Origin of the sequence: Sedimentisphaera salicampi, assembly GCF_002117005.1 — a bacterium.
Classification (GTDB): domain Bacteria; phylum Planctomycetota; class Phycisphaerae; order Sedimentisphaerales; family Sedimentisphaeraceae; genus Sedimentisphaera; species Sedimentisphaera salicampi.
The window spans coordinates 893,794-909,101 of sequence record NZ_CP021023.1 but is presented as its reverse complement, the minus strand read 5'-3'; the positions used below and the strand labels follow the sequence as shown (position 1 = coordinate 909,101).

The 15,308-nt window shown below is 45.7% G+C and carries 7 protein-coding genes and 1 pseudogene; all 8 read left to right on the top strand.

Going from position 1 to position 15,308, the window contains the following annotated elements; all coding sequences use genetic code 11:
* Position 1 precedes the first annotated feature (1 nt).
* The 8 genes and pseudogenes from STSP1_RS03325 to STSP1_RS03290 all read left to right on the top strand — a co-directional run bounded on the left by STSP1_RS03325 (position 2) and on the right by STSP1_RS03290 (position 15,260).
* Positions 2–1,111: a polysaccharide biosynthesis C-terminal domain-containing protein gene (locus STSP1_RS03325; protein ID WP_085754988.1), complete on the top strand. Its 1,110-nt coding sequence runs from the start codon at positions 2–4 to the stop codon at positions 1,109–1,111.
* 6 nt (positions 1,112–1,117) lie between these two features.
* Positions 1,118–2,251: a non-hydrolyzing UDP-N-acetylglucosamine 2-epimerase gene (gene wecB / locus STSP1_RS03320; protein WP_085754987.1), complete on the top strand. Its 1,134-nt coding sequence runs from the start codon at positions 1,118–1,120 to the stop codon at positions 2,249–2,251.
* A gap of 1 nt (position 2,252) precedes the next feature.
* Positions 2,253–3,479, top strand: a complete 1,227-nt coding sequence (locus tag STSP1_RS03315) for a glycosyltransferase family 4 protein (protein ID WP_085754986.1) — start codon at positions 2,253–2,255, stop codon at positions 3,477–3,479.
* Positions 3,480–3,484: 5 nt separating this feature from the next.
* Positions 3,485–4,405 carry an NAD-dependent epimerase/dehydratase family protein gene (locus tag STSP1_RS03310; protein WP_085754985.1) on the top strand — a complete coding sequence of 307 codons (921 nt, stop codon included), beginning with the start codon at positions 3,485–3,487 and terminating at the stop codon, positions 4,403–4,405.
* A gap of 327 nt (positions 4,406–4,732) precedes the next feature.
* The gene (locus tag STSP1_RS03305) at positions 4,733–10,123 is read left to right on the top strand and encodes an RHS repeat-associated core domain-containing protein (protein ID WP_085754984.1); all 5,391 of its coding nucleotides are present in this window, start codon (positions 4,733–4,735) and stop codon (positions 10,121–10,123) included.
* Positions 10,124–10,651: 528 nt separating this feature from the next.
* A complete protein-coding gene (locus tag STSP1_RS03300; protein ID WP_226997522.1) occupies positions 10,652–11,482 on the top strand; it encodes a PEP-CTERM sorting domain-containing protein in 831 nt (276 codons plus the stop codon).
* An 86-nt stretch (positions 11,483–11,568) separates the two neighbouring features.
* Positions 11,569–13,028, top strand: a pseudogene (locus STSP1_RS12810) (arylsulfatase).
* 27 nt (positions 13,029–13,055) lie between these two features.
* Positions 13,056–15,260: a LamG-like jellyroll fold domain-containing protein gene (locus STSP1_RS03290; protein ID WP_085754982.1), complete on the top strand. Its 2,205-nt coding sequence runs from the start codon at positions 13,056–13,058 to the stop codon at positions 15,258–15,260.
* The last annotated feature ends 48 nt before the right edge of the window (positions 15,261–15,308 follow it).

Here is a 15,308-nt window from a genome sequence, read left to right as displayed (position 1 = left end):
TATGAATGTTGGCATTACAGGTAAAAGCGGATTCGTCGGCGGCCATTTAGAGAAGCGTCTTGCACGTGAAGAGGATATTGAGGTTCTTCCCTTCGAAGATTCATACTACGATGACGAACGAAAGCTTATAGACTTTGCTTCAAATGCTGATGTTATTGTTCATCTTGCCGGCGTGAACAGGGATGAGCCGGACGTAATCTACAATAAGAATATCGAGCTTATGCAGAAGCTCCTTGATGCGGCGGACAGATCGGGCAGTAAGCCGAAAATACTTTTTTCTTCAACCACGCAGATTGAAAGGGACAATCCTTACGGGAAAGGTAAGTTGGCGGCTATGCAGATTCTGGAGAAATGGTGCGGTGAGCATGATTCCGCAGGAGTTTCTATGGTTGTTCCCAACGTATTCGGGGATGGAGGGAAGCCGTTTTACAATTCTGTTGTAGCAACGTTTTGCCATCAGGTTGCACGCGGCGAGCAGCCTGAGATAAAGGTTGACGGCCAGCTCAGTATGATTCACATCAACTATCTGGTTGATGATATTTGCGGGCTTATCAGAGAAAATACTTCAGGCTGCAGGGTGGAGCACATAAAGCCAAGAGTCGAGGGCGTTAGGGTGTCAGAAATATTGGAGCTGCTCCAGCGCTTCAAGAGAGCCTACTCAGATGGTTTTGTGCCCTCATTTTCCAGTGATTTTGAACGAGATCTGTACAATACTTTCGTTACTTATATGGATTCAAGCGATTGGCAGAAAAACCTCAAATCAAGCAGCGATGACAGAGGGAGTTTTGTAGAGGTTTATAAGTTTGAAGAAGCGGGGCAGGTATCGTTCTCTACAACAAAGCCCGGCATTACAAGAGGCAATCATTATCATACCAGAAAAAGCGAAAAATTTTGTGTTGTCTCGGGAAAGGCGAGCATTAAGCTTCGCAGAATCGGTACTGAAAAAATAATTGAATATAATGTGAGCGGTGATGAGCCGAGCTGGGTTGAAATGCCCGTTAATTACACGCATAATATAACGAATACGGGAAAAACAGAACTTGTTACCCTGTTCTGGATTAGTGAACCATTCGACCCGAAAGACCCAGACACATTCTACGAAGAGGTATAGCATTATATGAAGGTAGTAACAATCCTCGGCACTCGGCCGGAAATAATAAGGCTCTCCGCGGTTCTCAAACGCTTGGATAAGCATTTGGATCATATTATAGTTCATACAGGCCAGAATTATGATTATGAGCTCAATGAGGTTTTTTTCGATGACCTCGGCGTAAGAAAGCCCGATCATTTTATGAACGTTGATACCTCCAGCTTAGGGAAGGTGTACGGAAATATACTAATCAAAGCCGAAGAGATACTCAAAGCCGAAAAGCCGGACGCTGTCCTTATTCTCGGCGACACCAACAGCTCGATTGCAGGGATTATTGCAAAAAGGCTTCAAATACCAATTTTCCATATGGAGGCCGGCAACAGAAGCTTTGATCAGAACGTACCAGAAGAGACAAACCGCAGGATTATAGATCACATCGCAGATTTTAATCTTTGCTATACAGAGCATGCCAGAAGGCATCTTATCTCTGAGGCCCTTCCCCACAGGCGGATATATGTTACCGGCTCTCCGATGCGGGAAGTGCTTATGGACAATATTGAAAAAATCAAGGACTCTAATGCCGTTCAGGAATTGGGGCTTGAAAAGGGAAAATACTTTTTGGCAAGCATTCACAGAGAGGAAAACGTTGACCGAAGAGAATCTTTGGGGCAGATACTCGATGCGTTTGAAAGGCTGATTGCAGAATTTGATATTCCAATAATCGTAAGCACCCATCCGAGAACCAGAAAGAGGCTTGAAAGCCTTGAGCGAGACGGCTTAGATGAGAGAATCCGCTTTATGAAGCCTTTCGGTTTTATAGATTATGTGAATCTGCAGATGAATTCCACATGCGTTATATCAGACAGCGGAACAATATGCGAGGAGGCTTCGATTTTGAATTTTCCAGCTATAACGCCCCGAAATGCGATAGAACGCCCTGAAGCTTTGGACACCGGCTCAATTATTGTAACCGGCCTTGAGGCTGATACGATTGTGGAAGCAATACGTATTCAGACATCTGATGATATTACGAGAAACAACGTTGAATTGCCCAGAGACTACCAGATTCTGAATACATCTGAAAGAGTGCTGAAGCTTATAGCCGGCAAAGCCAAGCTCAATTACATCTGGGAAAACCTCAAGCAAAATGATTTAAGCTGATATGAAGATTTTATTTATAACGCACTATTTTTATCCTGATCCAAACATATTTTATGGCTTACCGTTTGCTAAAGAACTTGTGAAACGAGGGCATCAGGTTGAAGTTCTTACTTCTTTCCCAAATTATCTTGATGGTGAAAGGTTCGGTTACAAACAGAAAGTGCTTTTGAAAGAAACAATTGACGGCGTTAAGATTTTTAGAGTGCCTTTATATCCAAGTCATAACGAGTCTTCAGTTAAAAGATCTCTTTGTTATCTTACCTATGCTATGAGCGCTTCCATTTGGGGCGTTTGGAATGTATCAAAACCTGATGTGGTGTATTTGCCGCATGGTCCAATAACATCAGCTTTTCCGGGGATTTTTACGCGTATATTTAGAGGTGCTCCTTACGTGTTGAATATACAAGATATCTGGCCTGATTCGGTGGAGTCAACAGGTATGCTGAGCAATAGATTTGCGCTCAATTTACTTAATTCGATTTGCAAAATGGCCTATTCATTTGCTGATAATATTGCGGTTATATCCCCTGGGGCAAAAAATAAATTAATTGAAAGGGGGGTTGAGCCTGAAAAAATAGAACTGGTTTACAATTGGTGTGATGAAGTGCACTTTCCCTCAGATACTGCTTATGATTTTGATCTTGCAGAAAAGTTGAATGTTAGGGGCTGTTTTAATGTTGTTTATACGGGTAACCTTGGCCCAGCTCAAGATATGATGACTGTTTTAAGAGCTGCGGAAAAGATTCAGAGTATAGTTCCTGAGGTTAGATTTATTCTGGTAGGAAGTGGTGTTGAGCAGTCTATGCTGCAGAAAGAATTAGAGCTCAGAAATATTAATAACGTCATTTTACATGACAGAGTTTCCCTGAACCATATCTCTAATTTTTTAAGTTTGGCAAATTTGGCTTTAGTTCATCTTAAGGATAAACCGCTTTTTAGAATAACGATGCCTTCGAAAATCCAAACTTATATGTCTTCAGGCAAAGCTATTCTTGCAGGAATAAGCGGCGATCCTTCTAAGCTTGTTGCTGATGCTGGAGCAGGTATTGGTTTTGAACCGGGGGATTCAGAGTCGCTTTGCAAGGCAGTTTATGAGGCACGTTCTTTAGGGAAAAATAAACTTGCTGAAATGGGCAGGAATGCCAGAGCATTCTATGAGCAGAATATGTCTTTTTCTCACGGTGTTGATACATACTTAAAAATATTTGAACAAATCAGGCGGAAATAGTTTCTATGAAAATTCTCATTACTGGCGGGGCGGGGTTTATAGGTTCGCACATCGCTCGGCATTACAGCGGCAGGGCGGAGGTTGTAGTTTTGGATAATCTGCTTTCTGGCTTCGAGGAGAATCTCACGGGCACGGGCGCACGCTTAATCCGCGGGTCAATCACCGACCGCAAGGCGGTTCGCGAGGCCGTTCGCGGCTGCGATTACGTGTTCCATCTGGCCGCAATGATCAGCGTACCCGAATCGATGCACAAGCCGCAGGAATGCGTAGAAACGAACGTGCAGGGGCTGCTGAACGTGCTTAGCGAGGCGAGCGAGGCCGGCGTAAAGCGGCTCTGCTTCAGCACATCCGCCGCAATCTACGGCGACAACCCAACCGTCCCGAAGCTTGAAACAATGCTTCCCGAGCCGAAAAGCCCATACGCCATCACCAAGCTCGACGGCGAATACTACTGCAATATGTTCAGCTCCGAGGGGCTGGTCAACACAGCCTGCCTTCGCTACTTCAACGTATTCGGCCCGCGGCAGGATCCGAAGAGCCAATACGCCGCGGCCGTGCCGATCTTCATCCACAAAGCCCTCCGCAACGAGCCGATCACAATCTTCGGCGACGGCGAGCAGACCCGTGATTTCGTCTTCGTGCAGGATGTTGCAGCGGCGAATGCGTTCTTCGCAGAATCCGATGCACCTGTCGGCGTGTACAATGTGGCATACGGCGGTAAAACGACAATAAACGACCTCGCCTCAAGGATAATCAGTCTCACAGGCTCCAGCTCAGAGATTCGCTATGCCGAAGAGCGCCCGGGCGACGTGCGGCACAGTATGGCCTTGATCGATAAGCTCAAAGCAGCGGGATTTGAGCCGAAATCCGATTTCGATACAGGGCTTGCCCAAACGATTGAGTATTTTAGGGAAGTTCAGAGTTAAAAGTTAAAAGTGATAAGTTTTAAGTTTTAAGTTGTAGGTTTTAAGTTGTAAGTTGTAAGTAATAAGTTTTATGTGATAATTTCACAGCCAACCCGCAGAAGATTAAAATATAAGTAGTTTCTTCAGACACACAATTTGGGACACTAACAGAATGTTCAGCCTCCACAAAGAAAGTTGCACATTATTTGGATGACCCAAAAATTATTTAAAAATTCATATTTATTTTCCTTGACATCTCTTTATAGTAAAACTACTATAAACCTGTAGATTGGATAGCAAGTGTTATCCGGGGTTGTATTATGCGAAATAGAAAATGAGGTTATTACAATGAAACGGTCAATTTTAAGCGGACTTCTGGTTTCGGCGGTTGTTCTTGGGTTTTTTGTTGTCCAGAACGCTTCAGCCGGACGATGGTTTAAGCTCTTTAAGGTAGTTTTTAAAACAGAGCGTTCTGAATGCAACGCTGCATACCCTGAGCTGGAAACCCCTCCAATCGAAGAAGGGCTTACAGTTTACAGGTACGCGTTAGACAACAGCTTCTTCCCTGTGTGCCCAAACAGCATTTTCTACAACTGGGAGTTTTACGGCAGCGATGTGATTCTGCAGGTGGAAGCATTCAACGAGAAAGGCCCTGATGAGGGGTACTGCTCTATACGCACAGCGGGCGGTGTGGAGCTTGTCTCAGAGGGCTCGCTCCGTGATATGGATATTGAGGAGCATTACGAGATTACTGTAAACAACCCTGCTCCCCCGATGTTCACCAACTACTTTGCACACGTCTCTGTTGACAGCTTTCTTTACCATCATTGGCTGGAAAATATTCATGTGCTGCCGTTTGAAACAGAAGAAGAAAACAAAAAATACCGAATCCAGAGTCTGGATCAAGTGCTCCCTGATACAGACAAAGGGATGGATCCTGTGGAATTCTGCACAGGAAAAGGGATACAGAGCATAAATGATATTTATGTGCCCGGCAACACGATGGACATAAATTTCACCCGCCTGTACTATGGAGACAGCGACGATCAGGGATTCAAACGCAGGTTCACAAATCCTGCTCCCGGGCAGAAATATCTTGCCGGCACAAACGACAGCCAGCTTGAAAACGACTGCGCTGCTCTTGAGCAAATGAAGGACGATTCAGTGAATATGAGCGTTGAGGAGCTTGTAAACGCCTACGGGAATACCGGCAGCACTTCTGATACTATCAAAAATTACACTTTTATGGTAGTGGAGGATGTATCTTACTTTATTGAGCCGGACTGCTGGAAGCCCGGGCAAAACGCACCTGATCCAAACGATAATATGATAGAGGTGCAGGAAGGCTTCGGCGAATTCTACGATAAAGACGGGGGAACGCTTCAGGTTGATGTGTATTCAACGTATGAACACTTCTGCTGGGAATGCGATCCAAACAGCGAAATAATCAGCGACTGCACAAGCTATGTACTTCAAATTGATGAAGAATCCTACACCTACACAATTGATTACGGGATAGACCCTGAAAGCTGCAGGGTTGGACGCAACTGGACCCACAACTACAACATCGCACTAAGATACTGCGGCAAGGAAACCGACGAGGACACTTGCATCGATTACGATAAATACCGCCTCTACGCAGGGAACGCAAGATACAACTTCCTCAGAGATAATAGCCTCGAAAGCGGGCCTTACACCTGCGCAAAGGCCCCGGGTGTGATGCTTTTTGAAGATGGTGATAATCTTATCGTTAAAATGAAGAACGATGTAAACTGGTACTTCGATGCATCAAATAAAGAAAATACCGACCGCACATACTTCATAGACTACATCCAAGACAGGTATGGCAATCAGATGGATTTCTACTATTCCGACGGCCTCCTCACAAACATTACCAACGACGCAGGCAGATACATCAACATCTACTACGATGATGATAAGATGATAGACTACATTGAAGACAGCCGCGGAAGGAAATGGTACTACACAAGAAACGATGATCAAGACCTCGTATCTGTTCAGTGCCCGCCGGCAGTAAGCGGTGCAGGCAGCAGAACTGTACAGTACACATACACCTCTGCAGACTCCGACAACCCGCACCAGATTATAACTCAGGAGGATTCTCAGGGGCAGATATGGTCGGTGAATTATTACGATTCCGAGGGAAGGATAAACAGGCAGACCTACGGGCAGGATGATTTCATTGCTTCTTATTACACCGATCCGAACGGAAATATAACTTCAGTAGAAGTGTACGACAGAGCAGGCAATCTTGAAAAGCACCATCTCACAGAAACCGGACTGCTCGACGAGCTCGAAAAGGAAATGGATGACGGGGAATGGGCGGTTACTGATTACGTTTATGATTTCGACCTCGACCCGCAGCTTTCAGAGCAGAATGCCCCCGGGCACTTGAAGAAAATGATCCTCCCAACCGGCGAGATCTATGAGTACGAATACGACAACTACGGCAATATGATAAAATTAACCCATAAAGCGGATCAGAACGACGTTGGCCTCTCACGAACCTACACCTACAGCTCAGGGCCTCATAGCAAGCTGCTTTCTGCAACGGACGAAAACGGCAGCACAGCAGATTTCAGCTATAATGGAAGCCTGCTGGAGAAAATCGAGCTGCCTGCTGACCGGTATTTCAAACCGCAGACAGGACAGTTTGAAAATACAAGGCCGGCTTACCAGTTCGAGTATACACCGGAAGGGCTTATAAGCAAAATTACTCTGCCTGATGCAGGAACGCTCGATTATGAGTATGCCTTTGCAGGCTCCGGTGCGATAGATTATCTAACGATTTATCTCAATAAGAACGCCGGCGTATGGGATGCTAAATGGGAGTATGACTATAATCCGCAAACCGGTTTTGTTGAAAAGGTGGTAAGGCCTCAGGGTGAGGTTACTTCTTTCACCTACGATAATGCTGACAGAATTCGCGAAATAAGCAACGGCCTCAATGAGATTACAAAGATTGCATACAATCCCTCAGGCCTTGTATCAAGGGTGAGTTCGCAGCTTGGAAGCAGCTTCTCAGAGAATACAGCTTTGAGCTACGATTTCAGCTATTCAATATTAAACCAGCTCACTCAGATTACAGACTCTCTCGGCAGGATCACCCAGCTCGGCTACGACCCGAACGGCAAGAGAGAATATTTGAAAGACCCCAAAGCTGTGCAGGAAGGATTCAAGAATCTTGAATACACTTACGACAACAGCGGCAGGGTTAAATCTGTCAAACTCCCTGAGAGCTATGAAAGAGGCCCGAACGGGAATAAAACTGATTTCACCTACTACGGAAACGGAAAGCTGAAATCAATAAAAGACCCAAGAGGCAGCACTACCACTTATCACTACGACAACTACGGAAGAGTTTCAGAAGTGATTATGCCCGACGGTACAGCCGAAGTATTTCAGTACGACGGAACAGGGAATCTTGTAAAACACAAGAAATCATCCGATGCTGTTTACTACTACGACTACTATTCAAACGGCCTGCTCCGGGGCAAATCTGTTAAGATTCCTGAGTCTCAGGGCGATCAGGACGGAGTTATACAGCTTGATGATTCGGGCATCCCTGCTATGATGGATTCACAGAACTGGCAAACCGTTCAGGACAGCACAAGCTTCGGCGGGCAGTTCAGCCAGTCTATAGCAAGCGGGGCAACCTTCCCGATGCAGACATCAATCAGCAAAGACGCATATCTCGTGCAGGTGTACTATCCCGCAGGAATTACAGGGACTATGAATGTAAATATCTTCGACGGATTTGACAGCAGCAGCCCGAAATTCACAAAACAGATTAACCTCGCCTCCGGAAGCGAGAGCTGGGTTAATGTGGGGATGTGCGAGTTTGAAAACGAACAGGCAGCAGTACAGTTTGAACAGGTAAGCGGGACAGCGGCATTTGATGCGGTAAGGCTCGTGCCCTGCACGCTCTATAAGTATGATGTTATGGGAAGGCTCGTTTCTGCCGGCAAATGCGAATTTGAGTACGACTCAGCCGGCAACCTCGTGAAAGAAATCGACGCATTTGGACGGGAGATAAGCAGAGAATATTACCCGGGCGGGAAGCTCAAAAAGCTGGTTTATCCGGACGGATATTTTGTAACTTATGCATACGACGCAGCCGGAAGACTGGAAACCATTACAGACTCCAATAACGAGCTGCTCGCTTACTACCAGCGAGATGAAAGCGGGAGAACTACAAGGAAGCTCACCGTCGGCGGAGCGGAGACGTTCTATGATTATGAAGATGTAGGATCATCTGATGACGATATGGGAATATATCTGGAAAAAATCAGCTACCTGTTTGCAGGCACGAATGAAATGAGCGTTGAATACACAAGAGACCCAGCGGGCAACGTGGTATCAAGAAGCCAGCAGCAGTATGTGCAGAATTTCTTTTACGATAAGAACTACTGGCTCACCTTCGCTGACGGCGTTGATTACGACTACAACAACATCCTCCAGCGTGAAAGCGAAACCGAAAACGGAACAACCATCCAATACTCCGACGACGGCGACGGGATGGGACGATTTACTTCAGTCGGCTCTGATCAGGTTCAGTACGACGGAAACGGAAACATCAAAGTTTTCGGCGACAGGCAGTTTATATACGACAACGAAAACAGGCTGATCGGTGAATACTCCCTCACCGCAGACCCGAATACTGTGAATGTAGCCCTGTATAACTACGATGCATTTGGAAGAAGAATAAGCAAGGCTATCGGAACAGGCGCATTAGCTGAGGAAGGCCAGCTTACTAAAACATTCTGCTATGACGGCAGGAACGTTATTGCTGAATACAGCTCTGAGGGGCAAGTAACTTCAAGGTATGTTTATGGCGAGAATGGTGAGGAAATTATCACTATGATAAACATTGAAAGGCCTCAAAACCTGCTTGATCTGCCAAGTGCATCGCAAATTGCCGATTCTTGGCTCTCTCTTCCTGAGGACAGCGGATACATCGCTGGTGCAAACTTTGCAGATCCAAACAGGATAGACCTTGCAGACCTTGCAGTATATATGGATACAAGTTTCGACGCTGAATATGCAGCTGAAATTGAAGAAAACTATTTCGGCTATTATTTGGACGCCCAGGGCAGCGTTGTAGGCGTGTATTCGGCAGACTCCTCCACCGGAGGGATCAAAGAGACATACCGCTATTCGGCTTTCGGTGAATACGAAATTTTCGACAGCACAGGCAGTCAGGTAGCCGAACCTGTTACTGGAAACCCGTATATGTTCTCTGGCTTCCGCCTCGATGAGGAAACAGATTTCTACTACGTTGGTTCAAGGTGCTACAATCCAAAGCTGGGCATATATATGTCCCGCGATCCGCAGAGGAAGATTGAGAGTATGAATATGTACGATTTCTGCAGAAACAATCCTTTAAGCGGAAATGACGACTACCTGAGCTTCATTGATTCAGTGGACCCGATGAACGGGCTCGGGATATTCTCAGATATCGCAAAGCAGAGAGATTTCGGTCTAACCGCCGGGCTTGATGCTGTTGATATGCTGCCCTCTTCAAGGGCTGTATCTGCTATGAAGAAGCTGGGCGTGGGCTCAGGCCTTCAGCCGCAGGCAGCTGCCTCTGGCGAGCTGAGAAACCCGAAAAATCCGGACGCCTGCATCCCTGTTGATCCGGCAGATAACAGAACTGAGAAATTATTTAAGGCAGTTCCAGAATCGTTTAAGGGCGAGATTGACAAGGTGATGAAATAGCAGCAAAAAACTAATCCCCTGAAATATAAGAGAGAGGCGTTTAAAGCGTCTCTCTTTTTGTTTGCCCTGAGTGTTTATTAAATTGGTGGTGAGAGTCCACGGCAGGCTCGGAGGCGGAGAACTTCCCATTTAGTGTGCCTAAAGAAAAAGCGGCTGAAGATTTTCTTGCCCACTGCGGGAAAAGTTTGGAAGATGCAATTCGCATCACTTTTGAGAGTATTCTCGGTAGTGTAAAATCTTGAACTAATGTCGAGTTTCCGGGTGCACCACATTTTTCATAATTTGATATGAAAATTTTTAGTGTTTGTAAGTTTATGTCAAATATTGGCTTAAAGTAATTTTTGTTTAGTTTGTCTTTTCCCCCTCCTTAAATTTTATACCAAATCTACCTGCGAAATTCATTGGATTGTAAAGTGCAATTTTTGCTTTAAGTTTCAAGCATAAAGGAAGATTATGTAATTTCAGCTTTTTGGTATAAAGCTGAAAATGCAGTGTATTAAATTTTGTTTCTTTAAAGGAGATTTAGTGATGGAAAGAGTAATGGCAGTTTTAACGTTTGTGATTTTTGTTGCCGGCGCAGCAAATGCAGCCTATTTTGATGCTGTTGGAGTGTATGACGAACAGACAGTTCAGTCTAATAAAGTTGATTACGATATGGGTTATTCGAGCAACAGCTCATGGACAACAGGTATCGGCCAGACCCTGGGTGATAATCAGATTTTAACTCTCCAACAGTTTAAGCCTATGGTTGAACAAGCCTTTACAAACGGCCGCGGCGGAGTTGTTAACTTCGATCACGAGGGTACAATAGCGGATGCGTCGTCATTCGATGTCAAATTTGACGGGGGCGACAAGCAATTTACGGTAACAGCAACTGGAGATGCAGCCGGCACATTCAAGTTCGACGAGACCGGCGGCGACAGAACCCCAATCTCAGGGGCAGACCGGCTTCAGGGAAATCAGCCATCCCTTGATTTTGACTTTAGTGATTACATTGGTATGGAATCAGATGAAAGAATAAAGGCCATCGGTTGGACAATCCTCGGTCGAAGCAATTGGGGCTCCGCTAACTGGCGGGTGATTGCTCGTTATACTAACGGCACAGATACCGGCAGCAGCAGTACCTTCCGCACGATAAATATGTCCAGCGGCGATACTACTCAGGATAGTTTCTCGGGGATTGTTGCCCCTGATGGTTACTGGATCACTGGTATGAGGGTACATAGCGATCAGGACGCTTGGTCAGCTCATGATGATTTTGCTTTTGTAACGGTTCCAGAGCCGGCAACATTAGCGATATTTGGTCTTGGCGGCTGCATTGTTTCTCTCAATAAACGCAAACGCAGCTGCCGCAAGTAATATTTTTTGCGTTTTCTTAGTTAATATTGACAGGCAGAAACTTAGGCCTGCAAAATAATATCTAAAAGATTTATAGTTAGCAATATATGAAATCAAACAGAATAACTCGCCGTAAGTTTTTGGGTCTGGCAGCGATAGTTGGTGCCGGCGCAGGGTATCATTTGGGATTATCTTCAAAGGCCGATTCATCTGCTTTTGGGAAACCTAATATCATCTTTGTTATGCTGGATGATATGGGGTATGGTGATTTGAGCTTGTATGGGCAGAATCGGATCCGGATGCCGCATATCGACCAGATGGCCAGAGAAGGAATCCGGTTTACTCAGGTTTATTCCGGTGCAACGATATGCGCCCCTGCGCGCAGCACCCTAATGACCGGCCAGCATACAGGCCGCACCACAGTTCGAGGCAACTGGGGTGATCTCGAGCATGGCGCAGTGCCTTGCAGCGGCGGCTCTGGGCCGCGAGTACCGCTGAAGGAGGACGATGTTACAATCGCAGAAGTTCTCAAGGATGCCGGCTATGCAACCGGCATCACTGGAAAATGGGGGTTAGGGGAGCCTGACACTTCAGGCCTCCCTAACCGGCAGGGGTTTGATGAATGGTTTGGGTATCTCAATCAGCATCTTGCTCATTCACACTACCTGAATATTTATGGGATAACCAGAAAAAGAAAAAACTTAACGGTAATACAGGCACAACAAAAAAATTTGCAAATCAATCACATTACAGCCACGATCTTTTCACTGATTTTGCAATGGATTTTATTAGACGCCGCGGGGCCGGTGAAGCGCCCTTTTTTCTTTATGTACCTTATTGCTTGCCTCATGATTCCTTCCAAATCCCTGAAATCGAATCATATGCTGATGAAGCTGGCTGGTCGAAAAAGGAAAAAGTTTACGCTTCCATGTTGACCCGTGTGGACAGGGATATGGGAAGAATGTTTTCTCTGCTTAGAGAGATGGGAATTGATCAGGATACTATTGTTTTCTTCTGTTCAGATAACGGGGCAGCCAATCGCTATGAGGGCACTTTCAACAGCTCAGGCCCGCTGCGGGGTAAAAAACGCAGTTTGTATGATGGCGGTTTGCGAACAGTAATGGTTGTTAGATGGCCTGGCCATATAAAAGCGGGGGCTGTGAGCGATGATATTTGGTACTTCCCGGATGTGCTGCCTACCTGCGCAGAGCTGGCCGGCGCATCTTTGCCAAATAATATTGACGGTGTGAGCGTTGTTCCCAGCCTGCTGTCTCAGCCGCAGCCGGAGCTGCAAAGTCGACCGCTATACTGGGAAGATCATGAAAGAGGCTTTCGTTGTGCAGCGAGAAAAGGGGACTGGAAATTTGTCTGCAATGGTCTCGATAGGCCGGTAGAGGTTTATAATCTTGCTGATGATATTGGTGAGGAGGAAAACCTTGCTGAATCTAATCCTGAGCTTGTTAAATGGTTTTGGGATTTTCTCAAAGAATCACATACACCATCAGCAAATTGGCCTGTTCCTAAATTGGATCAAGATGATGGTAAGATTTCAAATCGAATTTTATGAAGTTTAATTAAATTTTAAGGAGCTATTATGATGAAAAGAATTAAGTTTTTATTAGCGTTATTTCTTCTGCTTGGCTGCGGATTAGCAAGCGCGGCCACTTTTGAAGCTGTTGGGATCTATGACGAGCAGGAAGTTCAGACGAATCAAGTTGATTACAGTATGTCTTATTCCAACAACAGCACATGGACAACGGGAATCGGTCAAACCCTTGGAGAAAGTCAGGTAATGACGTATGAAGAATTCAAGGCGATGGTCGAAGAATATTATTTAGATGGTGATGGAGGAGTAATCAATTTTGATAATGCGGAAATGAGCGATTCGGCCTCATTCGTTGCGAGTTTTGATGGAGCCCAGAGACAGTTTACAGTCAATGCGACAGGAAATACAGGTGCGAGCGGTACAGTTAAAAACACAGCTTCCGGAGGTAATAGAACGCCCATCTCAGGCGATAAAAGACTCCAGGGCAATACTAATAGGTATGAATTCGAATTCAGCGATTTTACAGGGATGGACCCGCAAGACATTATCGCCGCAGGTATCACTATTCTCGGCAGAGACGGCAGCAGCACTGACTGGTGGCGCGTTATCGCCTATTACACCAACGGAGATGATTCAGGAAGTACAAGCACTTCAAGATATATAAATATGAGCAGCGGAGACACGAGCGAGGACAGTTTCTCAGGAATAAGGGCGCCTGAGGGATACTGGATTACAAAATTGCGTGTACATTGCGATAACAGCTGGACATGGAGCGCTGCAGATGATTTGGGCTTCGTGTTTAAGTCTTCTTATAAGCCCTACAGCCCCTCTGTAAGCCAAGTTTCGCAAGGCAGCAGCGGAGTTGAGGCTGTTTTGAGCTGGCAGGCCGGCCCAGACTCAACTGATCAGTATGCCGTGAACCCTGATATTGTTGATCAGTACATTTTTATGACTACCGGCGCAGAAGACCCGAATCTTTATTATGTTGGCGCTGCCGGCGAAGACCCGGGCACTGAAGATCCTTTTTCAGAATATACCGTTTCAGGCCTCAATTATGATTCTTCTTATCAGTGGGCCGTTGTAGAGGCTGTTGACGGATACGAGCAGAGCTTTACAGCAGGGGTAAGTGAGCTTGAAGATGTTGATGAGAATAATATTATCGGATCAGTGTGGAGCTTTGATTCGCTTTCAAGCGTTCCCGTTATAGATTCGCAGCCGGCAGATGTTCTCAAAGATGCTGGAGAAGATGCTGAGCTTTCTGTTGAAGTAAGCAGCGTTTCTCCTGAACAGTATCTCTGGTATAAATCTGATGATAATTCAAACGAGACCCCCGAAGATGACGTCGAGGCAGGCAGCACTTCAAACATTCTCAGCTTAGCAGACATGGCTGCTGCTGATGAAGGATTCTACTATTGCGTTATCACCAATGACGGCGGCACAACCACTTCCAGTGTTGCCAAAGCGGCTGTAAAAAGGCAGATGGCGCACTGGACATTTGATCAGGCAGATTATTCCGGCGGTCAGTATCTTGATGTAAGCACCGATGATGATGTTTATCATCCCGCAGACCCCAACGGAACCCCTGCGTTTAATGCCGGCATTGATGGTGATTCTGTCCTGATTGATGAGGTAAACAGCTGGGCACAAGCGGGCACATGGGATCCTTCCAAATATTCAAATCAGCTTACTGTAAGCGCCTGGGTTAAATGGGATGGAGAAGCCTCAGATAATCACGGCATTGTCAGCAAGCGAGACAGCTGGGGTGATAATATGCGATGGTCTTTAACTATGAGAAATAATGGCACTGTACGTTTCTACACCAACGGCGGGATTGATCTATGGCCGAGCGATGTTTTGCCGGTAGATGAATGGATCTTTATTGCTGTAACCCACGACGGCCAAACAGGGAAGATTTATTATAACGGCGTAGAACAGCAGTCGGCTGAAGGCGGCCTGAATGATGGTGCAGACAGTATGATTATGCTTGGTGCGCTTGAAAATCCGGCAACCGGCAGTGTGCTGCCTTTGGAGAGTGAACTGGACGATGTTCAGATTCTAAACTATGCAGCAGATAAATTCGCTGTAGCTGATATGTACAGCTCTTTCACCGGTGAAAATGTTTGTATTAAAGAATATGCAGACGGGCTGGATGTAAGCGGGCCTGATGGTTCTCCAGACTGCAAAGTTAATCTTTATGATTTTGCAGAATTAGCAGCCAACTGGATGACAGACGGATTGTATCCGGCAGAGTAGAAAATTAAGTTGTCAGGTTAAAACATATAATTGTAGAAGGATGAAAAA